The sequence below is a fragment of the Streptomyces sp. NPDC001027 genome, from assembly GCF_040299045.1.
Classification (GTDB): Bacteria; Actinomycetota; Actinomycetes; order Streptomycetales; family Streptomycetaceae; genus Streptomyces.
Genome location: NZ_JBEPBI010000087.1, coordinates 1 through 24,106, shown reverse-complemented (window position 1 = coordinate 24,106; position 24,106 = coordinate 1). Strand labels below are relative to the sequence as shown.

23 protein-coding genes and 1 pseudogene are annotated in these 24,106 nt (G+C 72.3%); 11 read left to right on the top strand and 13 right to left on the bottom strand.

Annotated elements, in window-relative coordinates; genetic code table 11:
• Positions 1-123: 123 nt before the first annotated feature.
• Positions 124-765 carry a response regulator gene (locus tag ABT300_RS23375; RefSeq protein ID WP_351678898.1) on the bottom strand — a complete coding sequence of 214 codons (642 nt, stop codon included), beginning with the start codon at positions 763-765 and terminating at the stop codon, positions 124-126.
• A complete protein-coding gene (locus ABT300_RS23370) occupies positions 758-1,903 on the bottom strand; it encodes a GAF domain-containing sensor histidine kinase (RefSeq protein WP_351678896.1) in 1,146 nt (381 codons plus the stop codon). The genes ABT300_RS23375 and ABT300_RS23370 overlap by 8 nt, the downstream gene beginning before the upstream one ends.
• 241 nt (positions 1,904-2,144) lie before the next feature.
• Here ABT300_RS23370 and ABT300_RS23365 point away from each other — a divergent pair, with 241 nt between their 5' ends.
• The 3 genes from ABT300_RS23365 to ABT300_RS23355 all read left to right on the top strand — a co-directional run bounded on the left by ABT300_RS23365 (position 2,145) and on the right by ABT300_RS23355 (position 5,133).
• Positions 2,145-2,843, top strand: a complete 699-nt coding sequence (locus ABT300_RS23365; protein WP_351678893.1) for an SDR family NAD(P)-dependent oxidoreductase — start codon at positions 2,145-2,147, stop codon at positions 2,841-2,843.
• On the top strand, positions 2,840-4,021 hold the full coding sequence (locus ABT300_RS23360) for an S-adenosylmethionine:tRNA ribosyltransferase-isomerase (RefSeq protein ID WP_351678890.1): 1,182 nt from the start codon (positions 2,840-2,842) through the stop codon (positions 4,019-4,021). Before ABT300_RS23365 ends, ABT300_RS23360 begins: the two co-directional genes overlap by 4 nt.
• 383 nt (positions 4,022-4,404) lie before the next feature.
• A complete protein-coding gene (locus ABT300_RS23355; RefSeq protein WP_351678887.1) occupies positions 4,405-5,133 on the top strand; it encodes a transglycosylase SLT domain-containing protein in 729 nt (242 codons plus the stop codon).
• Positions 5,134-5,214: 81 nt separating this feature from the next.
• Here the strand turns inward: ABT300_RS23355 and ABT300_RS23350 are convergent, their stop codons facing one another.
• Entirely contained in the window at positions 5,215-7,740 is a 2,526-nt protein-coding gene (locus ABT300_RS23350; RefSeq protein ID WP_351678884.1) for an ABC transporter ATP-binding protein/permease, read from the bottom strand.
• 246 nt (positions 7,741-7,986) lie between these two features.
• On the opposite strand from ABT300_RS23350, the gene ABT300_RS23345 reads away from it, so the two are divergent.
• Both ABT300_RS23345 and serB read left to right on the top strand, forming a co-directional pair.
• Complete coding sequence (locus ABT300_RS23345) at positions 7,987-9,945, top strand: streptophobe family protein (protein ID WP_351678881.1); 1,959 nt, start codon at positions 7,987-7,989, stop codon at positions 9,943-9,945.
• 279 nt (positions 9,946-10,224) lie between these two features.
• Positions 10,225-11,439 (top strand): phosphoserine phosphatase SerB, encoded by a 1,215-nt coding sequence (gene serB, locus ABT300_RS23340; protein WP_351678878.1) that lies wholly within the window; start codon positions 10,225-10,227, stop codon positions 11,437-11,439.
• A gap of 136 nt (positions 11,440-11,575) precedes the next feature.
• On the opposite strand, the gene ABT300_RS23335 is transcribed toward serB, so the two are convergent.
• The 4 genes from ABT300_RS23335 to ABT300_RS23320 form a co-directional block, all read right to left on the bottom strand.
• The gene (locus ABT300_RS23335) at positions 11,576-12,094 is read right to left on the bottom strand and encodes a SixA phosphatase family protein (RefSeq protein WP_351678875.1); all 519 of its coding nucleotides are present in this window, start codon (positions 12,092-12,094) and stop codon (positions 11,576-11,578) included.
• A gap of 77 nt (positions 12,095-12,171) precedes the next feature.
• Positions 12,172-12,378 (bottom strand): hypothetical protein, encoded by a 207-nt coding sequence (locus ABT300_RS23330; RefSeq protein WP_351678872.1) that lies wholly within the window; start codon positions 12,376-12,378, stop codon positions 12,172-12,174.
• Positions 12,379-12,621: 243 nt separating this feature from the next.
• Positions 12,622-12,738, bottom strand: coding sequence for an SGM_5486 family transporter-associated protein (locus tag ABT300_RS23325; RefSeq protein ID WP_351678869.1), 117 nt, complete (start codon positions 12,736-12,738; stop codon positions 12,622-12,624).
• A 71-nt stretch (positions 12,739-12,809) separates the two neighbouring features.
• Positions 12,810-14,243 carry a CynX/NimT family MFS transporter gene (locus ABT300_RS23320; RefSeq protein WP_351678867.1) on the bottom strand — a complete coding sequence of 478 codons (1,434 nt, stop codon included), beginning with the start codon at positions 14,241-14,243 and terminating at the stop codon, positions 12,810-12,812.
• A gap of 70 nt (positions 14,244-14,313) precedes the next feature.
• Between ABT300_RS23320 and ABT300_RS23315 the strand changes: the two genes are divergently transcribed.
• On the top strand, positions 14,314-15,003 hold the full coding sequence (locus ABT300_RS23315) for a FadR/GntR family transcriptional regulator (protein WP_351678864.1): 690 nt from the start codon (positions 14,314-14,316) through the stop codon (positions 15,001-15,003).
• 16 nt (positions 15,004-15,019) lie between these two features.
• On the opposite strand, the gene ABT300_RS23310 is transcribed toward ABT300_RS23315, so the two are convergent.
• The 3 genes from ABT300_RS23310 to fabG all read right to left on the bottom strand — a co-directional run bounded on the left by ABT300_RS23310 (position 15,020) and on the right by fabG (position 17,040).
• Positions 15,020-15,370 (bottom strand): hypothetical protein, encoded by a 351-nt coding sequence (locus ABT300_RS23310; RefSeq protein WP_351678861.1) that lies wholly within the window; start codon positions 15,368-15,370, stop codon positions 15,020-15,022.
• Between the two features lie 177 nt (positions 15,371-15,547).
• Positions 15,548-16,315 (bottom strand): enoyl-ACP reductase FabI, encoded by a 768-nt coding sequence (gene fabI / locus ABT300_RS23305; RefSeq protein ID WP_351678858.1) that lies wholly within the window; start codon positions 16,313-16,315, stop codon positions 15,548-15,550.
• 5 nt (positions 16,316-16,320) lie between these two features.
• Positions 16,321-17,040, bottom strand: coding sequence for a 3-oxoacyl-[acyl-carrier-protein] reductase (fabG, locus tag ABT300_RS23300; protein ID WP_351678855.1), 720 nt, complete (start codon positions 17,038-17,040; stop codon positions 16,321-16,323).
• A gap of 244 nt (positions 17,041-17,284) precedes the next feature.
• Here fabG and ABT300_RS23295 point away from each other — a divergent pair, with 244 nt between their 5' ends.
• Genes ABT300_RS23295 through tyrS form a run of 3 tightly spaced genes read left to right on the top strand, consistent with a single transcriptional unit; the run spans position 17,285 to position 21,519 of the window.
• Positions 17,285-18,808 carry a TldD/PmbA family protein gene (locus tag ABT300_RS23295; protein WP_351678852.1) on the top strand — a complete coding sequence of 508 codons (1,524 nt, stop codon included), beginning with the start codon at positions 17,285-17,287 and terminating at the stop codon, positions 18,806-18,808.
• Positions 18,805-20,199: a metallopeptidase TldD-related protein gene (locus tag ABT300_RS23290; protein ID WP_351678849.1), complete on the top strand. Its 1,395-nt coding sequence runs from the start codon at positions 18,805-18,807 to the stop codon at positions 20,197-20,199. The genes ABT300_RS23295 and ABT300_RS23290 overlap by 4 nt, the downstream gene beginning before the upstream one ends.
• Positions 20,200-20,253: 54 nt before the next feature.
• Positions 20,254-21,519 carry a tyrosine--tRNA ligase gene (gene tyrS / locus ABT300_RS23285; protein WP_351678847.1) on the top strand — a complete coding sequence of 422 codons (1,266 nt, stop codon included), beginning with the start codon at positions 20,254-20,256 and terminating at the stop codon, positions 21,517-21,519.
• A gap of 70 nt (positions 21,520-21,589) precedes the next feature.
• Here the strand turns inward: tyrS and ABT300_RS23280 are convergent, their stop codons facing one another.
• On the bottom strand, positions 21,590-21,868 hold the full coding sequence (locus ABT300_RS23280) for a GlsB/YeaQ/YmgE family stress response membrane protein (RefSeq protein ID WP_351678845.1): 279 nt from the start codon (positions 21,866-21,868) through the stop codon (positions 21,590-21,592).
• Positions 21,869-22,070: 202 nt separating this feature from the next.
• Between ABT300_RS23280 and ABT300_RS23275 the strand changes: the two genes are divergently transcribed.
• The gene (locus tag ABT300_RS23275; RefSeq protein ID WP_351678843.1) at positions 22,071-22,478 is read left to right on the top strand and encodes a DUF3099 domain-containing protein; all 408 of its coding nucleotides are present in this window, start codon (positions 22,071-22,073) and stop codon (positions 22,476-22,478) included.
• 197 nt (positions 22,479-22,675) lie between these two features.
• The gene (locus tag ABT300_RS23270) at positions 22,676-22,891 is read left to right on the top strand and encodes a hypothetical protein (protein ID WP_351678840.1); all 216 of its coding nucleotides are present in this window, start codon (positions 22,676-22,678) and stop codon (positions 22,889-22,891) included.
• Between the two features lie 4 nt (positions 22,892-22,895).
• Here ABT300_RS23270 and moaA read toward each other — a convergent pair whose 3' ends face one another.
• Together moaA and ABT300_RS23260 are read right to left on the bottom strand one after the other, a co-directional pair.
• Positions 22,896-23,885, bottom strand: a complete 990-nt coding sequence (moaA, locus tag ABT300_RS23265) for a GTP 3',8-cyclase MoaA (RefSeq protein ID WP_351678837.1) — start codon at positions 23,883-23,885, stop codon at positions 22,896-22,898.
• 121 nt (positions 23,886-24,006) lie between these two features.
• A pseudogene (locus tag ABT300_RS23260) lies at positions 24,007-24,106 on the bottom strand (Scr1 family TA system antitoxin-like transcriptional regulator); the annotation flags it as partial.

Genomic DNA, 24,106 nt, shown 5'->3' with positions numbered 1-24,106 from the left:
GCCGCGGCACGCACTGGAGAACGGCGGGATCCACTCGGGGATACGCCGTCCGGGGGACATTCCCACGACGGTATGAATCTCGGATCGGAAGTCAACCCTCCGGATCGCTCTGCCGGAGCGGCCTCAGCCGGCCGCTCCGTGCCGCACCGCCCACAGCGCGGCCTGGGTGCGGTCCGCCAGGTCGAGCTTCATCAGGATGTTGGAGACGTGGGTCTTGACGGTCTTCTCGGAGAGCACCAGTGCGCGGGCGATCTCCCGGTTGGAGCGGCCGTCCGCGATCAGGCCGAGCACCTCGCGTTCGCGTTCGGTGAGGGAGCCGCCCCTCCCCTGGCCCGAGCCGCTCTCCTCCTGGGACAGGAGTGCGTCGGCGACCTCCGGCTGGAGCAGGATGTGGCCGGCGTGCACCGAGCGGATGGCGCCGGCCAGGGCCTCGGGGTCCACGTCCTTGTAGACGTATCCGGCGGCGCCCGCGCGCAGGGCCGGGACCACCGTGCGGCGTTCGGTGAAGCTGGTGACGATCAGCACGCGCGCGGGGTTGTCGAGATCGCGGAGCCTGCGCAGCGCCTCGACGCCGTCCATCCCGGGCATCTTGACGTCCATCAGGACGACGTCGGGCCGCAGCTCCTCGGCGAGGGCGACCCCGTCCGCGCCGTCGGCGGCCTCGCCGACGACCTCTATGTCGTCCTGCACCTCCAGGAAGGTGCGCAGACCCCGGCGGACGACCTGGTGGTCGTCGACGAGCAGCACCTTGATTGCGTCAGCCACCGGGAGCCTCCATCTCGATCGTGGTGCCCTCGCCGGGCGCCGACACCACCGTGAGGGTGCCGCCGACCCCGCTCGCCCGGTCGCGCATGGACACCAGTCCGAGGTGACGGCCGGCCCGGCGGACCGTCGTCGGGTCGAAGCCGCCGCCGTCGTCGGTGACGCGCAGGACCGTGTCGGGGCCGCGCTTGCCGAGGGTCACGGCGACGTGTTCCGCGCCGGAGTGGCGCAGGGCGTTGTGCAGGGCCTCTTGGGCGACCCGCAGCAGCGCCTCCTCCTGGGCTGCGGGCAGGGCGCGCACGCCGTGGCCGGCGAACGTCACGCGCGCGGAGTGGGCGCGGTCGAGGACCTGGATGTGGGTGCGCAGGGTGGCGACGAGGCCGTCCTCGTCGAGGGCTGCCGGGCGCAGCTCCACCACGGCGGCGCGCAGCTCGTCGGCGGCGTCGGCGGCGAGGGCCGCGACCTGGTGCAGCTCCCCCTTCGCGCGCGCGGGGTCGCGGTCGACGAGGGCCGCGGCGGCCTGGGCCGTCAGGCGCAGGGAGAACAGCTTCTGGCTGACCGCGTCGTGCAGCTCGTGGGCCAGCCGGGAGCGCTCCTCGGCGATGGTCAGCTCGCGGCTGCGCTCGTAGAGCCGGGCGTTGGTCAGGGCGATCGCGGCGTGCTGGGCGAGGATCGAGAGCAGTTCCTCGTCGTCCTGGGTGAAGCCGCAGCCTCCGTCGGGCTTCGGGCAGTTCTTGTTGGCCAGGAACAGGGCGCCGATGACCTCGTCGCCGTCGCGGATGGGCAGGCCCAGGAAGTCGGACATGTCGGGGTGTGCGGCGGGCCAGCCCTCGAAGCGCGGGTCCTTGCGGACGTCGGCGAGGCGCTCGGGGCGGGCCTCGCGCAGCATGGCCGCCAGGATGCCGTGCTGGCGGGGCAGCGGCCCGATGGCCTTCCACTGCTCGTCGCTGACGCCGTCGACGACGAACTGGGCGAAGCCTCCGTGGTCGTCGGGGACGCCGAGGGCCGCGTACTGGGCGCCGAGCAGCTCACGGGCGGAGGCCACGATCGTCTTGAGGACGTCGCGCACCTCGAGGTGTCTGCTCATGGCCAGCAGCGCGGAGCTCACGGCGGCGAGGCCGGAGCGGGGGCCTTGACTCATGTCCTCACGGTACCGGCGGGGTCCGACAGCGCGGATCGGACCTGTGACGGCCGCGGACCGGGGCGGGAGACCTAGGACCGAGGTCCTCGGACCGGCGGCCCAGGTCCGGGGACCGGGTGTGCGGGCGTACGTCGAAGGGACCCGCCCGCCTGCGTCCCGCGTCCGACGCGGGGGCGGCCGGCCCGTTCCTACGGTGGGCCCCACCGCCGGGTGAGGCGGGTCCGACGAGGGGACGGTTGACATGCCGGTAGCGATCATCACGGGGGCGTCGAAGGGACTGGGCCGGGCGCTGGCGGAGGCGCTGGCCGCGCAAGGGTGGGATCTGGTGCTGGACGCCAGGACCGCGCAGGCGCTGAAGGAGACGGCGGCGGTCGTGGCGTCGCACGGGACGCGGGTCGAGGCGCTCACGGGGGACGTCACGGACCCGGGGCACCGGGCCGAGCTGGTGGCGGCCGCCGGGCGGCTCGGCGGCTGCGACCTGCTGGTGAACAACGCGAGCGCACTGGGGGCCGAGCCGCTGGTGCGGCTGGAGGCGCTGCCTCTGGACGGGCTGCGGCGCGCCCTGGAGGTGAACGTGGTGGCGGCGCTGGGGCTGGTGCAGGAGGCCCTGCCGCTGCTGCGGGCGGCGCCGGCCGGCGCGGTGATCACGGTCAGCTCGGACGCGGCGGCCGAGGCGTACGAGTCGTGGGGCGGGTACGGGGCCTCCAAGGCGGCCCTGGACCGGCTCGCGGCGGTGCTCGGGGTGGAGGAGCCGGGGATCGCGGTGTGGGCGGTCGATCCCGGGGACATGGCGACGGACCTCTACGCGGCGGCCGTCCCGGACGACGGGGATCCCCGGCCGGATCCGGCCGGGGTGGCGCCGGCCTTCGTGCGGCTGCTGGACGAGCGCCCCGCCGACGGACGGTACGACGCGTCGGCGCTGCTGGGCGGGCGGCGATGAGGCCGGCGGGGGCCGTCCGGTACGAGGACGTCCGGGGGTGGGAGCGGGTGCCCGAGGAGCTGTCGGCGGGGGTGCCGGCCGAGCAGCGGGGGCCGGGGCGCGGCCGGGAGGACGTACGGCTGCTGGTGTCGCGTGGGACGCACGTCACGCATCACGCGTTCCGGGAGCTGCCGGGTGTGCTGCGGGCGGGGGACCTGCTCGTGGTGAACACCTCCCCGACGCTGGCGGCGGCCGTGGACGGGCGGATCGGTCACGCGCGCGTGGTGGTGCATTTCTCCACGCGGGGGGACGACGGACGGTGGGCGGTCGAGCTGCGGGATCCGGACGGGGCCGGCACGACACGCGCGCGTGCGGGCGGTCCCGCGGGGGCGGAGGTCCGGATGCCGGGGGGTGTGCGGCTGGCGCTGGAGGAGCCGCTGAGCCCGGGCGGAGGGCGGTTGTGGTGGGCGAGGGTGTCGCCCGGCGGGTCGTCGGCGCCCGGGCTGCTGCGCGAGCACGGGCGTCCCATCCGCTACGCCTACACGGAGCGGGACCAACCGCTGTCCGCCTACCAGACGGTGTTCGCGCTGCCCGCTGCGGACGGGGCGGGCAGCGCGGAGATGCCGAGTGCGGCACGGCCTTTCACTGCGGGCCTGGTGACGGAGCTGGTGAGCCGGGGGGTGCAGTTCGCGCCGGTCGTCCTGCACACCGGGGTGTCGTCGGCGGAGGCGCACGAGCCGCCGTATCCGGAGCGGTTCGCGGTGCCGCAGACGTCGGCGCGGCTGGTCGAAGCGGTGCGGGCCGGGGGCGGACGGGTGATCGCGGTGGGGACGACCGCCGTGCGTGCGCTGGAGTCGGCGGTCGGGGCGGACGGGGCGGTCCGCGCGTGTGCGGGGTGGACGGATCTGGTCGTCACTCCCGAGCGCGGGGTGCGGGCGGTGGACGGTCTGCTGACCGGGCTGCACGAGCCGCAGGCGTCGCATCTGCTGATGCTGGAGGCGGTGGCGGGGCCCTCGGCGCTCGGCCGCGGCTACGACGCGGCGCTGCGCGGGCGCTACCTGTGGCACGAGTTCGGGGACGTGCACCTCGTCCTGCCCCCGGAGGACAGCGGCACAGAGGACAGCGGCACAGAGGACAGCGGCACAGAGGACAGCGGCACAGAGGACAGCGGCACGGAGGGCGGCGGCACGGAGGGCTGATGTGGAACATCGGCGGGGAGCGCGGACGCAGAGCGCGCCGCGAGCGCTGACGCAGTGCATTGCTTCGGCAACGAGCTGTGAGAATGATCTGTGCGCCATGTGAGCCCGCACATAGGGCCCACATCACGTACTAGGCGCATTAGGAGACAAAGGGGTAGGCGATGAACGGGGCAGATAGCTCTATCTGTCCCGTTTTGCCCTTCCCTGCTCCACTACCGGGGATCGTACGTCACACCTTTGCCTGGGCATTTTGCGGCCGCTAAGAATTGCTCTCGTCGCTCAGCGCCGCGGGTTCGCCCCGCGGTGCTCGTGCCTCAAGCACCCGCTGTCCGGCCGTCGGACGAAGAGAGCGACCTCCGCGCTATTCGAAGAGGTCCTTCCGCATGCCCAAGAACACTCACAAGATCGCGATCGCCGGTGCCGCCACGCTCGGTGCAGCCGCCCTCGCCTTCTCCGTGGTGCCGGCCGACGCGCAGACGACCACTACGGACGCCGTCTCCACGGCCCGGGTCGCCTACAGCTCCAAGCCCGTGCAGGACGTCAAGGCCGACGTGACCGACCAGCTGGCCGCCAAGAGCGTGAAGGTCGACGCCATAGCGGCGGCCAAGAAGAAGGCCGCCGCGGCCGAGGCAGCCAAGAAGAAGGCCGCGGCGAAGGCCGCAGCCGCCAAGAAGAAGGCCGCCGCCGCCGCGGCCGCCAAGCGCAAGGCCGCCGCCGCGCACAAGGCCAAGGAGGCCGCGAGCCGGTCCGCCAAGCGCGCCGTCGTCAAGAAGGCGTCCGTCAAGCGGTACGCCAACAACCTCGACGGCTGGATCAAGCACTCCCTGGACATCATGAAGGCCAAGGGCATCCCGGGCTCCTACGAGGGCCTGCACCGCAACATCATCCGCGAGTCCTCCGGCAACCCCAACGCCATCAACAACTGGGACATCAACGCCATCAACGGCATCCCGTCCAAGGGGCTGCTCCAGGTGATCCCGCCGACCTTCAAGGCGTACCACGTCGCCGGCACGTCGTGGAACATCTACGACCCGGTCGCCAACATCACCGCCGCCGCGAACTACGCGGCCGACAAGTACGGCTCGATGGACAACGTCAACAGCGCGTACTGAGACCCCCCGCACGCCGAAGGGCGGCGCCCCCGCACAGGGGCGCCGCCCTTCGGCGTGCACACACCGAACCGGTGCGGAGAACTACTTGCGCATGACCTCGGGCTCGTGACGGCGCAGGAAGCGGGCCACGAAGAAGCCGCAGATCACACCGAGGACGACGAGCGCCGCCATGTCGAGGCTCCAGGCGCCGACGGTGTGCTCCCACAGCGGGTCCGTCCCGCCGCCGTCCTTGGGCGGGCTGATCTTGTTGAAGTCGAGCGTGGCGCCCGCGGCGGCGACAGCCCAGCGCGAGGGCATCAGGTACGAGAACTGGTTGACCCCGACCGCGCCGTTCAGGGTGAACAGGCAGCCGGTGAAGACGACCTGGATGATCGCGAACATCACCAGCAGCGGCATGGTCTTCTCGGCCGTCTTCACCAGCGACGAGATGACCAGTCCGAACATCATCGACGTGAAGCCCAGCGCCATGATCGGGATGGACAGCTCGAACATGGTGGCCGTGCCGAGGACCAGGCCCTCCTTCGGGATCTCCCGGCTCGCGAAGCCGATGACGCCGACCATCAGGCCCTGGAGCAGGGTGACCACGCCGAGCACGAACACCTTGGACATCAGGTACGCGGAGCGGGACAGGCCGGTGGCGCGTTCCCGCTCGTAGATGACCCGTTCCTTGATGAGCTCGCGGACCGAGTTGGCGGCGCCCGCGAAACAGGCCCCGACCGCCAGGATCAGCAGGACGGTGGTGGCCGTGCCGTTGGGGATGATCCGGCCGGTCTTCGGGTTCACCGGGTTGGGCAGCAGGCTGTTGCCGGAGTCGATGAGCAGGCTCACCGCGCCGAGGACGGCCGGCAGGATCACCGTCAGCGCCAGGAAGCCCTTGTCGGAGGCGATCACCGAGGCGTAGCGGCGCACCAGGGTGACGAACTGGGACATCCACCCCTGCGGCTTCGGCGGCTTCATCGCCTGCATCGGCGGCATCTGTACGGACTGCGGCGCGATGGCGTCGATGTCCGCGGCGTACATCTGGTAGTGCTGCGAGCCCTTCCAGCGGCCCGCCCAGTCGTAGTCGCGGTAGTTCTCGAAGGCGGAGAAGACATCGGCCCAGGTGTCGTAGCCGAAGAAGTTCAGCGCCTCCTCGGGCGGGCCGAAGTAGGCGACCGCGCCGCCCGGCGCCATCACGAGCAGCTTGTCGCAGATCGCGAGCTCGGCCACCGAGTGCGTGACGACGAGGACCGTGCGGCCGTCGTCGGCGAGGCCGCGCAGCAGCTGCATGACGTCGCGGTCCATGCCCGGGTCGAGGCCGGAGGTCGGCTCGTCCAGGAAGATCAGGGACGGCTTGGTGAGCAGCTCCAGGGCCACCGAGACGCGCTTGCGCTGGCCGCCGGAGAGAGAGGTGACCTTCTTCTCCTTGTGGATGTCCAGCTTCAGCTCGCGCAGCACCTCGTCGATGCGGGACTCGCGCTCGGCGGGCGTGGTGTCGGCCGGGAAGCGCAGCTTGGCCGCGTACTTCAGGGCCTTCTTGACGGTCAGCTCCTTGTGCAGGATGTCGTCCTGCGGGACCAGACCGATGCGCTGGCGCAGCTCGGCGAACTGCTTGTAGAGGTTGCGGTTGTCGTAGAGGACGTCGCCCTGGTTGGCGGGCCGGTAGCCGGTCAGCGCCTTGAGCAGCGTCGACTTGCCGGAACCGGACGGCCCGATGACCGCGATCAGCGATTTCTCCGGGACGCCGAAGGAGACGTCCTTCAGGATCTGCTTGCCGCCGTCGACGGTGACGGTCAGGTGGCGGGCGGAGAAGGAGACCTCACCGGTGTCGACGAACTCCTCGAGCCGGTCGCCGACGATGCGGAACGTCGAGTGGCCGACGCCGACGACGTCGGTCGGACCGAGCTGGACCGAGCCGCCCTTCGGGATCGGCTGGCCGTTGACGTAGGTGCCGTTGTGCGAGCCGAGGTCGCGGATCTCCATGCGGCCGTCGGGCGTCGAGTGGAACTCGGCGTGGTGCCGCGAGACCTGCAGGTCGGAGACGACCAGTTCGTTCTCCAGCGCACGGCCGATGCGCATCACACGGCCGAGGGAGAACTGGTGGAACGTGGTCGGGCTGCGATCGCCGTAGACCGGCGGCGCCCCCGCGCCTCCACCGGGCACGCCCTGCGCGTACTGCTCGCCCGCGCCCTGCTGCTGCGGGACGTGCGCCGCAGGCTGCTGCGGCGGCGGCCAGCCGGCCTGCGCGGCCTGCGGCTGCGGCGCGGCCTGCTGGGCCCAGCCCGGGTTCGCGGCCTGCGCCGCGTACGGCTGCTGGGGCTGCGCGGCGGGCGCCTGCGCTCCCGAGAGGCTCACCCGCGGCCCGTCGGTCGCGTTGCCCAGATGCAGCGCCGAGCCGGGACCGACCTCCAGCCGGTTGATCCGCTGCCCCTGCGCGAACGTGCCGTTGGTGCTGCCGTGGTCCTCGACGACCCAACTGCGGCCGTTGAAGCTGACCGTGGCGTGACGCCAGGAGACCCTGGCGTCCTCCAGGACGATGTCCCCCTGCGGATCCCGTCCGAGGGTGTAAGACCTGGACGGATCGAGCGTCCAGGTGCGTCCGTTCAATTCCAGTACGAGTTCCGGCACTCCAGCCCCACTGAGTTGTCCCCCGAGTAGCCCCGTCAACGGGGAGTCTAGGGATGTCGAACATCGGGGGGAACTATTTCAGTAGCGGCCCCCTGACCGAAAGTCGGGCCTTGTGAAGAGCGTGCGCGGGCGTATCGGCCGTTGACGTTGACGGGGTTGAAAACGGGCCGGAGAGTGGTAAACGCACGCGAGGGGGACGGAAGCGGCGATCTTCGCCGCCCCGCGCTGCGGATCGGGGGGTCTGCAATGGGTGCCGGCACGTATGTCGACGGCCGTGGGAAGACGGTGGACGCCGGGGGTGTGCCATGGCTGGACGTGCTGTTGGCCGCGATCTCCGCGGTGAGCTGGGCGTTGATCGGGATGGCGGGCTCGGCGGCGCTCGGGCTGCACCTGCTGGAGGCGGACTCCGCCGGGTCGTTGGGCCCGATGACGGCCGCGGTGGTGGTCCTGGGCGCCGGCGGCTCGGTGACGCCGTCGGGAGATGTGTCCGCCTTCGGTCTCACCGGCGCGCAGACGGCCACGGCCATCGAGATCACGCCATTGGGGGTGAGCCTGGTGGGCGCCCTGCTGCTGTCGTGGGTCTTCCTGCGATCCCTGCGCACGGCCGGAGTTGTGATCGGCTGGGCCGAACTCCTCGCGCGTGTGGGCACGGTGGTCGCGCTCTTCGTGGCGATGCTCGGCGGGCTCGCCTGGGCGGGGCACGACGTCGTCACGCTCGACGGGCGCTCACTGGGCCTGGACGGCCTTCCCGGGGGCGGCGGTGGCGGTCTCGAGGTTCCGGGGCTCGGGGACGTCGGGGGTCTGCTGCCCGACCGGCTCGGCGATCTGGTCGACGCGCGGGCCGCGGTCGGCTTCAGCGTCGACACCGCGCCCACGCTGCTCGGCGGCCTCGGCTGGTCGCTCGGCATCCTGCTGATCGCTCTGCTGGCCTCGCGCCGCACGCCGTTGCCGCGCGACTGGGAGCCCGTGCACCGGGTGGTGCGTCCGGCGGCGTCGGCCGTCGTCACCGTGCTGCTGGTGGCCGTGGCGGCCGGGTTCGCCGCGGCGGCGTACGCGGCCGTCGGCGACGACCATCCCCGGCGGATCGCGGGAGCGGCGCTGCTCGGCGCGCCGAACGGGGTCTGGCTGGGCGTTCCGCTCGGCCTGTTCGTCCCGTGGGACGGCCGCGCCACCGGTGCGCTGACGAACGTGCTCCCGCACCCCCTCGACGACCTCCTGCGCGTCGGCGCCCAGCAGCCGGTGACCCTGAGCCGCCTCGCGGAGCTGGACGGACGGGTATGGCTCCTGGGAGTCGCGACGGCGCTGATGATGATGCTGGCGGGCGTGCTGACGGCTGTGCGGACGCCGACGGGGGCGGTGGGCAGGGCAGCGGCAGTGGGCGGAGCCGGGGCAGTGGGCGGGGCAGGCGTGGCGGCCGGCGCGGGGGCGGGGCAGGTCGGCGTCGGCGGGTTCGCCGCGCGCTGCGCCCTGCGGCTGGGGGTCGTGACGGCCCTGGCGTTGCTGCTGCTCGTCCGGCTGACCGAGGTGTCCGTGAACGCCTCGCTCTCCGTGCTCGGGTTCGACGCGTTCGGGGCCGGTGTCCAGCTGCACGGGCGCCCCGGCGCGGCACTGCTGCTGGGCGGCGCGTGGGGTGCGGGGGCGGGCGCCGTCGGTGCGTTGCTGGCCCGGTTCACCGGGGCCGCCGGACGGTGGGCGGCGGGGTCGGCACGGGGTGACTCGGGGGATCCGGGTCCGACGGCGCACGGGCCGGGCGGAGAGCGGCGGGACCGCGGGTCCACGGGGGACGCCGACGACCCGGCCGGACCCTACGCCCCAAGCGTGGCGTACCGGCCGCCGAACCCGGCGACCAATCCCTACCTGCGCGTGCCGAAGGAGCTGCGGGACCCGCAGGAGCCGAGCCGGCCGCAGGAGCCGAGCGGCCCGCAGGACGCGCGGCCGGGGGCCGCCGGGCAGCGCGGGGCCGAGCCGTCGAGGCCGTACGACGGCTCGCGGCGGGACGGACCGCCGCAGGGGCCGGACGACGTCTACGGCGCACCGACCGTCGTCCGCCCCATGGGGCCCTCGCCCCGCTCCCCCCGACGGCCGGCCGGCCCGCGCCCGGGTGAACGCCCGCCGACGGGACCGGAGGAAGGCCCCCCGCCTCCACCGCCTCCTCCGCCGCCGCGGGGGCCCCGGGGGCCGGGGGCGCCGCGGCGACCGCGGTGAGGACGGGGTCGTCCACAGGAGTCGACGGCGGGCACGGCCCGGAAACCGAGCGAGGGGCGGGGCGGGCCGGGCCGGAGGGGGCAGGGCCGCGCCACCTGCGTAGGGCGGGCGGAGCAGGGCCGGCGGGGCGAGCGGGGCGGGGCGGGCGAAGCGCAGCGGGCGGGGCGGGGCGTCGCCGTTCGTCGAGGCGGGCGTCGTCCGGGAGGCGCCGACTGTTCATGTCCGTCAGGCGGACCTGAGCGGCGGGCGGCACTGGGTGCCGGATACGGTGGGTACACCATGAGCGCTTTGCAGACTTCGTCCTCTGACGTGCCCACGCTCCTTGTCAAGATCTTCGGCAAGGACAGGCCGGGCATCACAGCCGGCCTCTTCGACACCCTCGCCGCCTACTCCGTCGACGTGGTCGACATCGAGCAGGTCGTCACGCGAGGCCGGATGGTGCTGTGCGCGCTCGTGACCGAGCCGCCGGCCGGCCTGGAGGGGGACCTCCGGTCGACGGTGCACAGCTGGGCCGAGTCGATGAAGATGCAGGCCGAGATCATCTCCGGCACCGGCGACAACCGTCCGCGCGGCATCGGCCGCTCGCTGGTCACCGTGCTCGGGCACCCGCTCACCGCGGAGGCCACGGCGTCGATCGCCGCGAAGATCACGAAGGCCGGCGGCAACATCGACCGTATCTTCCGACTCGCCAAGTACCCGGTCACCGCTGTCGAGTTCGCCGTCTCCGGCGTGGCGGCCGGGCCGCTGCGCACCGCCCTGGTCACGGACGCGGCGGCGCTCGGCGTGGACGTGGCCGTGGTGGACGCCGGTCTGTACCGGCGGGCCCAGCGGCTCGTCGTCATGGACGTCGACTCCACGCTCATCCAGGACGAGGTGATCGAGCTCTTCGCCGCGCACGCCGGCTGCGAGGACGAGGTCGCCGCGGTGACGGCGGCGGCGATGCGCGGTGAGCTCGACTTCGAGCAGTCGCTGCACGCGCGGGTGGCGCTGCTGGAGGGGCTGGACGTCTCGGTCGTGGACAAGGTGCGCGCCGAGGTGCGGCTGACCCCGGGCGCGCGGACGCTGATCCGGACGCTGAAACGGCTCGGCTATCAGGTGGGCGTCGTCTCCGGCGGTTTCACCCAGGTCACGGACGATCTGCAGGACCGGCTCGGGCTGGACTTCGCCCAGGCGAACACGCTGGAGATCGTCGACGGGAAGCTGACCGGCCGGGTGACCGGCGAGATCGTGGACCGCGCGGGCAAGGCGCGGCTGCTGCGCCGGTTCGCCGCCGAGGCGGGTGTGCCGCTCTCGCAGACCGTGGCGATCGGCGACGGCGCGAACGACCTGGACATGCTGAACGCGGCCGGGCTTGGAGTCGCCTTCAACGCGAAGCCGGTGGTGCGCGAGGCGGCGCACACGGCGGTGAACGTGCCGTTCCTGGACACCGTCCTGTATCTGCTCGGCATCACCCGCGAAGAGGTCGAGGCCGCCGAGACGCAGGACGAGAAGTAGCCCGGCCCTCGCGAGGGCACATCCGTACGCAACCCGATCGGCCGAGTGGCCGCGCCGCACCCACGCGTGACGGGCGGGGACGTGCAGGGAGGGCCCGGCGCCGCGACGGCGCCGGGCCCTCCCCTGTGCCGGATGGTCACTCGGAGGGGGCCCAGTAGTCGAGCAGCGTGGCGACGCCCGGCTCCAGCGACTTCCAGGAGCCGTCGAAGGAGACGACGGCGAAGGCCGCCGCCGGGAAGCCGCGGCTGTGCATGCGCTCCCCCGCGTCGCCGTCGGCCTGGCCGGACAGGACGTCGGCGAGCCCCTGGATTCCGGGGTTGTGGCCGATCAGGACGAGGTTGTGCACGTCGTCGGGGGTTTCGTTGAGCAGGGCGATCAGCTCGCCGGGGGAGGCTTCGTAGATCCGCTCCTCGTAGACGGTTTTCGGCCGGTGCGGGAATTCCTGGACGGCGAGCTTCCACGTCTCCCGGGTGCGGACCGCGGTGGAGCACAGGGCCAGATCGATGGGGATGCCGGTGTCCGTCAGCTTGCGTCCGGCGACGGCGGCGTCCTTGCGGCCCCGCTCAGCGAGCGGACGCTCGTGGTCGAGCACCTGCGGCCAGTCGGCTTTCGCATGGCGGAAGAGGACGATCCTGCGGGGTTCTGCGACGCTCATGACTCCCAGCTTCGCACGAAACAGGCCACGGGGCGCAGGGAGTTGACATGCGGCCCCACCAGCGGCCCAGGGCCGCCCTAGCGGGCGACGAGCTGCTGGACGCGCTCGACGAGATGGGTGATCGCCGGGTCGCCGCCGGCAGCGTGGGCGTCGGCGGGGTTCAGTATCAGCACCAGCAGGGTGATGAAGGCCAGCGTAGGAAGGGCCAGCGCCCACCAGGGCAGCAGATTGCCGGCGCCGCCCGGGGCGGCCGGGTGGGACCGGGGGTGGGTGGGGGCCGACATGGGTGCCTCCGCTGTCTTCGAGTCGTCCGCAGGACGTGGCCGGTGATCCGCGTCGCGGTCACAGTTCGAAGGTACGGAAGCCGACGGCGTCAACCCATCCGGTGACCCACCCACTTGACCCTGACCCTCACCCCCTAGGGGACAGGGGGGTTAACCCCACCCCCGGCGGCACGGCGGGCCGTCCGCGTCCGGCGCCCGGCGTCACGGGACCGCGCGGCAGGCGTCCGGCGTGGGACGCCGGGGTCAGGGGGAGGCGAGGGTCGCGATGACGGCGATGATCACGAAGATGGCGAGGAACGAGCCGAAGACGAGGAGCATCTTCTTCTGGCCGTCGCGCGGGTTCGGGTCGAGCACTGGCATGCGGCAAGTCTCGCACCCGCCGGCCCCGACGGTGGCGTCGGGGGTCCGCGGAGCCCGGCGCCGCCGCCTGGTCAGCGGGCGGCCTCGTCCTCCACCGTGCGGTCGCGGCCCGCCAGGACGCCGACGACGGTCTGCGGGATCATCAGCGCCGTCATGAGCGCGAGGGGCACGCCCCAGCCGCCGCTGTGCTGGTAGAGCACCCCGACCAGCAGCGGACCCGGGATGGAGATCAGATAGCCGGTGCTCTGGGCGAAGGCGGAGAGCTGGGCCACTCCCGCGCCGGTCCTGGCGCGCATCCCGACCATGGTGAGCGCCAGCGGGAAGGCGCAGTTGGAGATGCCCAGCAGCAGGGCCCAGGCCCAGGCGCCGTCGGCGGGGGCCAGGTACAGGCCGGCGTACCCGACGAGGCCGCAGGCGCCGAGCGCGACCACGATCGGGCCCTGGTGCGGCAGCCGGGTGGCCACGCGCGGTATGACGAAGGCCAGCGGCACGCCCATCGCCATCGTGACGGCGAGAAGCAGCCCGGCGGTGCTCGCCGGCACGCCCGCGTCCCGGAAGATCTGCGGCATCCAGCCCATGGTGATGTAGGCGGCGGTGGCCTGGAGTCCGAAGAAGACGGCGAGAGCCCAGGCGGTGCGGCTGCGGGCGATGCGCAGCGGGGCGGGGGCCGGGCGGGCGGACGGGAGGCGCGTGGACGAGCGGTCGTCCGACGGCGGCTGCTGTGCTTCCTGGGCGGGCGTCGTGGACGTCGTGGGCGTCCTGGCCGGGGGCACGCGGCGCGCGGCCGTCCGCTGACCGCCCGGGAGCGTGCCCCGCCCGCGGTCGAGGGCGCGATCACGGTCACGGCGGCGGTCGCGGTCGCGCACCAGCGGCAGCCACGGCACGGCGGCGGCCGCCGCCAGGCCCGCCCACACCGCGAGGCCCGTCTGCCAACTGCCGCCCATCGCCCCGGTCATGGGCACCGTGACGGCGGCGGCGACGGCGGTGCCGAGGGCGAGGGCCATCGAGTACAGGCCGGTCATGGAGCCGACCCGGTCCGGGAAGTGTCGCTTGACGATGACCGGCATCAGGACGTTGCTGACGGCGATGCCCATGAGGGCGAGGGCGGTGGCGACGAGGAAGCCGGCGGGGCCGCCGGCGTAGGGGCGCACGAGCAGACCGACGGCGATGGCGGCCATGCCCGCGCACACGACCGCGCCCGCCCCGAAGCGGCGGGCGAGGCGGGGGGCCATGACACCGAACGCGGCGAAGCAGAGCGGGGGCACGGAGGTGAGCACTCCGGCGACGCTGCCGCTCATGCCGAGCCCGTCGCGGACCTCTTCGAGGAGCGCGCCGAGGCTGGTGATGGCGGGGCGCAGATTGACGGCGGCCAGCACGATGCCGATCACGAGCAGCCGGGTCCGCCACGCGCGCGTGACGGTGCTCGAGGGGTCGTCCGTGGGCTGCGCCCGGATGAGCGGTGCCGTCGTGGGCCGTGTCTGTTCGCTCGCCATGCCGTCCATCATAGAATCATAGGATGATTGGTTGTCGATGCCTGGGCGTCACACGACCGCCCCGGCCGTGCGAAGGTGTGCCATGCCCCTGAGCCATCCCCGCCGCTCGGCGCTGTCCGAGCAGGTCATCGCCGCGCTGCGCTCCCAGATCACCTCGGGCGAGTGGCCGGTCGGCGAGCGCATCCCCACCGAACCGGAGCTGGTCGAGCAGCTGGGCGTCGCCCGCAACACGGTCCGCGAGGCCGTCCGGGCACTGGCGCACAACGGTCTGCTGGACATCCGGCAGGGTTCGGGCACGTACGTCGCGGCGACCAGCGAGCTGGCGGGCGTGATGCACCGCCGCTTCGCCGACGCCGATCCCGGGCACATCGCCGAACTGCGCGCCGCGCTGGAGTCGAGCGCGGCGCGACTGGCGGCCGCACGGCGCACCGAGAAGGACCTCAAGCAGCTGGACGCGCTGCTGCTGCGGCGCGAGGAGGCATGGGAGTCCGGCGACGCGGAGACGTTCGTGGCGGCCGACGCGACCTTCCACCTGGCCGTCGTGGCGGCCTCCCACAACGACGTCATGACGGCGATGTACGCGGACCTCGGCGAGGTGCTGCGCGACTGGCTGCGGGAGGACGTGGGCGCCGAGCTCACACCGGAGACGTACATGGACCACACGCGGCTGGTGGACGCGATCCGCGCGGGCGAGGCGGAGACGGCCGCCGTCGAGGCGGCGGGCTATCCGATGGGGTGCCGCCCCGGCCGGTTCGCCTCGCCCGCCGGCTGACCAGTCCGCGCGGGGGTCACACCCGCTGGTGGGTGACCCAGGCCGAGCGGACCTCCTTCCAGCAGCGTCCGGTCAGCCGTACGGTCCGGGCGGGGCCCGCGTCGGCGGGCGCGCCGTCGGTGTCGAGGTCCCACCAGCGGTCGCACTCGATGTGAAGACGGACCCGGTCGGTGTCGGCGTAGGGGTTGTGGCAGTGGGCGACGACGCGGGAGCCGTGGACGCCGACGAGGCACTCCGCGCCGAACGGCTCCGGCGCGGCCGTGCCGGGCGCCTTCACGCGCGCGTGCGGCGACGCGTCGTACGGCAGCGCGAACACGAGACACAGGGCGACGACGGTCGCTGGGGCCAGGCTGCGGGACAGGCGCACAAGGGATACCTCCTCGGCCGAGCTGGGGAGGGAACCGCGCGTCGTACGGGGCGCGCACTCCAGCGTGCCCGGCCGTGGTCCCCCGCCGCCCGGACAGGTACGCCGAACGAGTGACGCCCCGCACCCCGCGCGTGATGCGGGGAGCGGGGCGCCGGGAAGCCGGCCGAAGGCCCGGGATCAGGCTCCGATCGCGTGCAGGCCGCCGTCCACGTGGACGATCTCGCCGGTGGTCTTCGGGAACCAGTCGCTCAGCAGGGCGACGACGCCGCGGCCGGCCGGCTCGGGGTCCTTGAGGTCCCACTCCAGCGGCGAGCGGTCGTCCCAGACGGCGGCCAGCTCGGCGAAGCCCGGGATGGACTTGGCGGCCATCGAGCCGATCGGGCCGGCGGAGACCAGGTTGCAGCGGATGTTCTGCTTGCCCAGGTCGCGCGCCATGTAACGGCTGGTGGCCTCCAGGGCGGCCTTGGCCGGGCCCATCCAGTCGTACTGGGGCCACGCGAACGACGCGTCGAAGGTGAGGCCGACGACCGAGCCGCCGTTCTGCATCAGCGGCAGGCAGGCCATGGTGAGCGACTTCAGGGAGTACGCCGAGACGTGCATCGCCGTGGCGACCGACTCGAACGGCGTGTTGAGGAAGTTGCCGCCGAGGGCGTCCTGCGGGGCGAAGCCGATGGAGTGCACGACGCCGTCGAGGCCGCCGAGCTCCTCGCCCACGATGTCCGCAAGACGGCCGAGGTGCTCGTCGTTGGTGACGTCGAGCTCGATGACCTTGGTCGGCTTCGGCAGCTTCCTGGCGATGCGCTCGGTCAGCGTGGGCCGCGGGAACGCGGTCAGGATGATCTCGGCGCCCTGCTCCTGGGCCAGCTTGGCCGTGTGGAAGGCGATGGAGGACTCCATCAGCACACCGGTGATCAGGACGCGCTTGCCCTCGAGAATTCCGCTCATGGTGATCAGTGACCCATTCCCAGTCCGCCGTCAACGGGGATGACGGCTCCAGTGATGTACGAGGCGTCGTCCGAGGCGAGGAACCGCACCGCCGCGGCGATCTCCTGCGGCTGCGCGTACCGGCCGAGCGGGACCTGCGAGACGATGCCCGCGCGCTGCTCGTCGGTGAGCACCTTGGTCATGTCGGTGTCGACGAAGCCGGGCGCGACGACGTTGAAAGTGATGTTGCGGGATCCCAGCTCACGGGCGAGGGAGCGGGCGAAGCCGACCAGGGCGGCCTTGGAGGCTGCGTAGTTCGCCTGCCCCGGCGAGCCGTACAGCCCGACCACGGAGGAGATGAGCACGACGCGGCCCTTCTTGGCGCGCAGCATGCCGCGGTTGGCGCGCTTGACCACGCGGAAGGCGCCGGTCAGGTTGGTGTCGACGACCGAGGTGAAGTCCTCCTCGGACATGCGCATCAGCAGCTGGTCCTTGGTGACGCCGGCGTTGGCGATCAGGACCTCGACGGGGCCGTGCTCGGCCTCGATCTCCTTGTAGGCCTGCTCCACCTGCTCGGAGTCGGTGATGTCGCACTTGACGGCGAGGCAGCCCAGTTCCGTCAGGGCGGCCGGCGGCTCGCCCGTGCGGTACGTGATGGCGACCTTGTCGCCGGCGTCGGCGAACGCGCGGGCGATGGCGAGGCCGATGCCCCGGTTTCCTCCGGTGACGAGAACCGAGCGGCTCAACGGATCACCCTTTCGATAGGGGTCTGACGCACCCGCCCGGACTCTGGGTGGCAGGCGGCTTCCTCCGAAACCTATCGGTCTGCTTCCTCGCGACGACATTCGGGCACCGACAGTGGCTCACGGGGCTGACTGTGGGGTCCCTACAGAAAGTTTGCGCAAGCGGCCCGGAAAGGTGTGGTCCGGGGGCCGCCGGGCGCGACATGATCGAGGTCATCACCCGCGACGACACCAGGGAGAGACCTAGGTGCCCCATACCATCGATGAAAGCTTCACGGCCCTACCCCTGCGCGCCCTCGCCGACGCCGCGCTCGCACGCGCGCGTGCGCTGGGCGCGGAGCACGCGGACTTCCGGTTCGAGCGGGTGCGCAGCGCGTCGTGGCGGCTGCGGGACGCCAAGCCCGCCGGGTCCTCGGACACGACCGACCTCGGGTACGCGGTGCGGGTGGTGCACGGCGGCACGTGGGGGTTCGCGTCCGGCGTGGATCTGACGATGGACGCGGCGGCCAGGGTCGCCTCGCAGGCGGTGGCGATGGCCAAGCTGTCCGCCCAGGTGATCAAGGCCGCCGGCTCGGACGAGAGGGTGGAGCTGGCGAACGAGCCGGTGCACGCGGACAGGACGTGGATCTCGTCCTACGAGATCGACCCGTTCACCGTGCCGGACGAGGAGAAGGCGGCGCTGCTCGCGGACTGGAGCACGCGGCTGCTGGCGGCGAACGGCGTCAACCACGTGGACGCCTCGCTGCTGACCGTCCACGAGAACAAGTTCTACGCCGACACGGCCGGGACGGTGACCACCCAGCAGCGCGTGCGGCTGCACCCGGCCGTCAACGCGGTGTCGGTCGACGAGTCCAGCGGCGAGTTCGACTCGATGCGCACCGTCGCGCCGCCCGTCGGACGCGGCTGGGAGTACCTCACCGGCGCCGGCTGGGACTGGGACGACGAGCTGGCCCGGATCCCGGAGCTGCTCGCCGAGAAGATGCGCGCGCCGAGCGTGGAGCCGGGGCTGTACGACCTGGTCGTCGACCCGTCCAACCTGTGGCTGACCATCCACGAGTCCATCGGGCACGCCACCGAGCTGGACCGCGCCCTCGGCTACGAGGCCGCCTACGCCGGCACCTCCTTCGCCACCTTCGACCAGCTCGGCAAGCTGCGCTACGGCTCGGAGCTGATGAACGTCACCGGCGACCGCACCGCCGAGCACGGCCTGGCGACCGTCGGGTACGACGACGAGGGCGTCGCGAGCCAGTCCTGGGACCTGGTGAAGGACGGCACCCTCGTCGGTTACCAGCTGGACCGGCGGATCGCGAAGCTCACCGGGTTCGAGCGGTCCAACGGGTGCGCGTTCGCCGACTCCCCCGGGCATGTGCCGGTGCAGCGCATGGCCAACGTGTCGCTGCGGCCGGATCCGGCCGGGATGTCGACGGAGGACCTCATCGGCAGCGTCGACCGGGGCATCTACGTCGTCGGCGACCGCTCCTGGTCCATCGACATGCAGCGCTACAACTTCCAGTTCACCGGGCAGCGGTTCTTCCGGATCGAGAACGGGCGGATCACCGGGCAGCTGCGGGACGTGGCCTACCAGGCGACGACCACCGACTTCTGGGGCTCGATGGCGGCGGTGGGCGGTCCGCAGACGTACGTCCTCGGCGGCGCCTTCAACTGCGGCAAGGCCCAACCGGGGCAGGTGGCGGCGGTGTCGCACGGCTGCCCGTCGGCCCTGTTCAAGGGCGTCAACATTCTGAACACCACCCAGGAGGCCGGCCGATGAGCGCCCGTAGCACCAAGCCGCACGAGGTCGTCGAGCGCGCCCTCGAGCTGTCGCGGGCCGACGGCTGTGTCGTCATCGCCGACGAGCAGTCGACGGCGAACCTGCGCTGGGCGGGCAACGCGCTGACGACCAACGGCGTCACGCGCGGGCGCACGCTCACCGTGATCGCCACGGTCGACGGCAAGGAGGGCACGGCCTCCGGCGTCGTCTCCCGCGCCGCGGTGACCGGGGACGAGCTGGAGCCCCTGGTGCGGGCCGCCGAGGCCGCCGCGCGCGGTGCGCATCCGGCCGAGGACGCCCAGCCGCTGGTCACGGGCGTGGAGCCGGCCCCCGAGTTCACGGAGGCGCCCGCGGAGACCTCGTCCGCGGTGTTCGCCAACTTCGCGCCGGCGCTGGGCGAGGCGTTCGCCCGCGCGCGGGCGGGGGGCCGCGAGCTGTACGGGTTCGCCAACCACGAGCTGGTCTCGACGTACGTGGGCACCTCGACGGGTCTTCGGCTGCGCCACGACCAGCCGAACGGGACGCTCGAGCTGAACGCCAAGTCCCCGGACCGCACGCGTTCGGCGTGGGCCGGACGCTCGACCCGCGACTTCAAGGACGTCGACCCGGCCGCGCTCGACGCCGAGCTCGCCGTGCGGCTCGGCTGGGCGGAGCGCAGGATCGAGCTGCCGGCCGGACGGTACGAGACGCTGCTGCCGCCGACCGCGGTGGCCGACCTGATGATCTACCAGCTGTGGTCGGCGTCCGGCCGGGACGCGACCGAGGGCCGGACGGTGTTCTCCAAGCCCGGCGGCGGCACCCGGCTCGGCGACAGACTGACCGACCTGCCGCTGACGCTGCGCAGCGACCCGAACGCACCGGGCCTCGAGTCCGCGCCGTTCGTGATCGCGCACAGCTCCGGCGGCGACCAGTCGGTGTTCGACAACGGGCTGCCGCTGCGGTCCACCGAGTGGATCGGCGGGGGCGAGCTGAAGAACCTGACGACCACCCGACACAGCGCGGCGCTGACCGGGCTGCCGGTGGCGCCGGGGGCCGACAACCTGATCCTGGACGGCGGTGAGGACCGCTCGCTGGACGAGATGGTCGCCGCCACCGGCCGGGGCCTGCTGCTGACCTGTCTCTGGTACATCCGCGAGGTGGACCCGGCGACCCTGCTGCTGACCGGGCTGACCCGGGACGGCGTGTACCTCGTCGAGGACGGCGAGGTCGTCGGCGAGGTCAACAACTTCCGGTTCAACGAGTCTCCGGTCGACCTGCTGGGCCGGGCGACGGAGGCGGGGCGCACGGAAAAGACGCTGCCCAGGGAGTGGAGCGACTGGTTCACTAGGGCTGCGATGCCCGCCCTGAGGGTGCCGGACTTCAATATGAGCTCTGTCAGTCAGGGCGTATAACCTCGTAGCCGGCAGTCACTCGACTGCGCGAAGATCATCAAGGAGACCGAGACCGTGACGGACATCGTCGACGAACTGACGTGGCGGGGGCTGATCGCCCTCTCCACGGACGAGGACGCATTGCGCAAGGCGTTCGCGGACGGTCCTGTCACGTTCTATTGCGGCTTCGACCCGACCGCGCCCAGCCTGCACCTCGGCAACCTCGTGCAGATCCTGACGATGCGCCGCATCCAGCAGGCGGGCAACCGTCCGCTGGGCCTGGTCGGGGGCGCCACGGGTCTGATCGGCGACCCGAAGCCGAACGCGGAGCGCACGCTGAACGCGCCCGACATCGTCGCCCAGTGGGTGGAGCGGCTGCGCGCGCAGATCGCGCCGCTGCTCGACTTCGAGGGCCCGAACGCGGCCGTCATGGTCAACAACCTGGACTGGACCCAGGGGATGTCGGCCATCGAGTTCCTGCGCGACGTCGGCAAGCACTTCCGCGTGAACAAGATGATCGCCAAGGAGGCCGTCTCGCGGCGGCTCAACTCCGACGCGGGCATCAGCTACACCGAGTTCAGCTACCAGATCCTGCAGGGCATGGACTTCCTGGAGCTGTACCGGCGGTACGGGTGCACGCTGCAGACCGGCGGCAGCGACCAGTGGGGCAACCTCACCTCGGGCACCGACCTGATCCACCGGGTGGAGCCCGACGCCGTCGTGCACGCCCTGGGCACCCCGCTGATCACCAAGGCGGACGGCACCAAGTTCGGCAAGACGGAGTCCGGCACGGTCTGGCTGGACCCGGAGATGACGACGCCGTACGCGTTCTACCAGTTCTGGCTGAACGCGGACGACCGGGACGTCTCGAAGTTCCTGCGCATCTTCAGCTTCCGGTCCCGTACGGAGATCGAGGAGCTGGAGCAACAGACCGAGGAGCGGCCGCAGGCCCGGGCCGCACAGCGCGCGCTGGCCGAGGAGCTGACGACGCTGGTCCACGGAGCCGACCAGACGGCCGCGGTGGTCGCCGCGTCCCGGGCCCTCTTCGGGCAGGGCGAGCTGGGCGATCTCGACGCCGGGACGCTGGCCGCGGCCCTGTCCGAGGTGCCGCACATCCAGGTCGCCGAGCTCGGACCGGTCGTGGACCTGTTCGCCGAGGTGGGTCTGGTGGCCAGCAAGTCGGCGGCGCGGCGGACCGTGAAGGAGGGCGGGGCCTACGTGAACAACGTCAAGGTCGCGGCCGAGGACGCGGTGCCCGCGGTGGAGGAGCTCCTCCACGGGCGGTGGCTGGTGCTGCGGCGCGGCAAGAAGAACCTGGCCGCCGTGGAGGTCACCGGCTGACCGCCTGAGCGGCAGGACAGGCAGAGGGGCGGCTTCCCGCGGGAGGCCGCCCCTTCGTCCGTCCTGCCGCTCAGGCCTCGTGCTTCCTCTTGCCCAGCGTCGCCATGTAGAGCATGTCGCCGAGGGCGACGATGACGATGGCGGCGATCAGCTGGAACGCGTGCCGGCTCCAGTCGATGCCGGGCGTGGACTCGACGCCTGCCGCGCGGGCGATCGCGTTGCCCACGATCGCGCCCAGCATGCCGAAGATCGTGGTCAGCCAGAGCGGGCTGTGCTGCTTGCCCGGGATGATCGCCTTCGCGATCAGGCCCAGCACGAATCCGACGATGATCGCCCACAACCAGCCCATGACTGCCTCCTTTTCCGGCTCTACGTGAGCAGTGGCCTCAAGTCTCGGGCTGGTCCGTGTACGACGCATGTCGGGTACGGCCGTACGCGGGACGACGCAGCGGGTTCGCCCGGGCCGCAGACGCCCCGGTCTCCATGAGTGCGCAGCCGCGGCGTAACGTGGAGGGCCGGGGGAAGGACGACGCGGGCGGACGGGGAATGTCATGCGGAAGCAGGGTGGCGGCCAGAACGCCCAGGTGTTCCGGATCACCGGCGCACGCCAGGGACTCCAGGACGATGTGCGGGGCCGGCAGCGGCGCTACATCATCTCGATGTCCGTCCGCACGGTGGCGGTGATCCTCGCGGCGACGCTGTGGAACGTGGAACGGCATGTGGCCGTGGTGGCGCTGGTCCTGGGCCTGGTGCTGCCCTACATCGCGGTGGTGGTGGCCAACGCCGGCCGGGAGAACGCGCCGTCGCTTCCCTCGACGTTCGTCGGCCCGCCCGTGCGGACCATGATCGCGCCGCCTCGTGCGGACGACGACTCCACGCGATCCGCCGCCGAAGAGGAGGGGCTCACGGAACCCGTCCGGGAGGAACCGACGCCCGGGCAGGCTGAGCGACAGCCGTGAATGGGCCATGAGCGGGCTGTGCGCCAAGCTCAGGAAAAGCTCAGATCAATCATGTTGTTCCAGTGCCGTGGGGGTGCTCTGCCGTGACATACTTCGTACGCGCTCCGCATCCCCCGTCGGAGCGACGGACCGACGCCGGGCAGCTCCCCCCGTGGCTGCTCGGCGTCGCCTTTGTGTGCGTGTGGTGAGACGACTTCGTGAGTGACGAGACCCCCATCTGTTCTGCCAAGGGCTGCCGTGTCGACGCGGTGTGGGTGCTGGCCTGGAACAACCCGAAGATCCATACGCCGGAGCGGCGCAAGACGTGGCTCGCGTGCGAGGAGCACCGCGAGCATCTGTCGCAGTTCCTCGGGGTCCGGGGCTTCCTCAAGGACGTGGTCGCGCTGACCGAGTGGGAGCCCCCGCAGGGGTGAGCGGCTAGCCGCCGATCGCCGACATCGGCCGGTCCGGCTGCAGGAAGCTCGGGTCGTCCAGACCGGAGCCCGCCTTCTTGCCCCACATCGCCAGACGCCAGATGCGGGCTATCTCCTCGTCGGGGGCGCCGGAGCGCAGGGCCGCCCGCAGGTCCGTCTCCTCGCGGGCGAAGAGACAGGTGCGGACCTGGCCGTCGGCCGTGAGGCGGGTGCGGTCGCAGGCGGCGCAGAAGGGTCGGGTGACGGAGGCGATGACGCCCACCCGGTGCGGGCCGCCGTCCACCAGCCAGCGTTCGGCCGGGGCCGAGCCGCGTTCCTCCTCGCCCTCGGGGGTGAGGTCGAAGCGGGTGCGCAGGGAGGCCAGGATGTCCCCGGCCGTCACCATGCCCTCGCGCTTCCAGCCGTGCTGGGCGTCCAGCGGCATCTGCTCGATGAAGCGCAGCTCGTAGTCGTTCTCCACGGCCCAGGCGAGGAGGTCGGGCGCCTCGTCCTCGTTGAGGCCGGGCATCAGGACCGAGTTGACCTTGACCGGGGTCAGGTCCGCCTCGCGGGCGGCTTCCAGGCCCTCGAGGACGTCCTTGTGACGGTCCCGGCGGGTGAGGGTCTTGAAGACGTCGGGGCGCAGGGTGTCGAGGGAGACGTTGACCCGGTCCAGGCCGGCCGCCTTGAGGGCCGAGGCGGTGCGGCGCAGGCCGATGCCGTTCGTCGTCAGGGACGTCTGGGGGCGGGGCTCCATCGCGGCGACCCGCTCGACGATGCCCACCAGTCCCGGGCGCAGCAGGGGCTCGCCGCCGGTGAAGCGGACCTCCTCGATGCCCAGCGCGGTGACCGCGACGTCGATCAGGCGGACGATCTCGTCGTCCGTGAGGAGGTCGGGCTTGGCCAGCCACTGCAGGCCCTCTTCGGGCATGCAGTACGTGCAGCGCAGGTTGCACCGGTCGGTCAGCGAGACCCGCAGGTCGGTGGCGACTCGGCCGTAGGTGTCGATGAGCACGTGGGCCCCCTCCCTCGTGGTGGATCGCGTGCCTCTCGCGTCACTTGCGAGCCTACGTGACGCCGCCGACAGCGACAGAGCCCGATCCCACGAGGTGGGACGCGGCCGCGTCGTAGGGATCTACGACGCGGTCGAGGGAGTCCGGCGTCGAGCGCCCGACGGTCCCGGCCTCCAGCACCGCCGTCGCGTAGGCCTCGGTCTGCAGCAGCCCGGGCACGAAG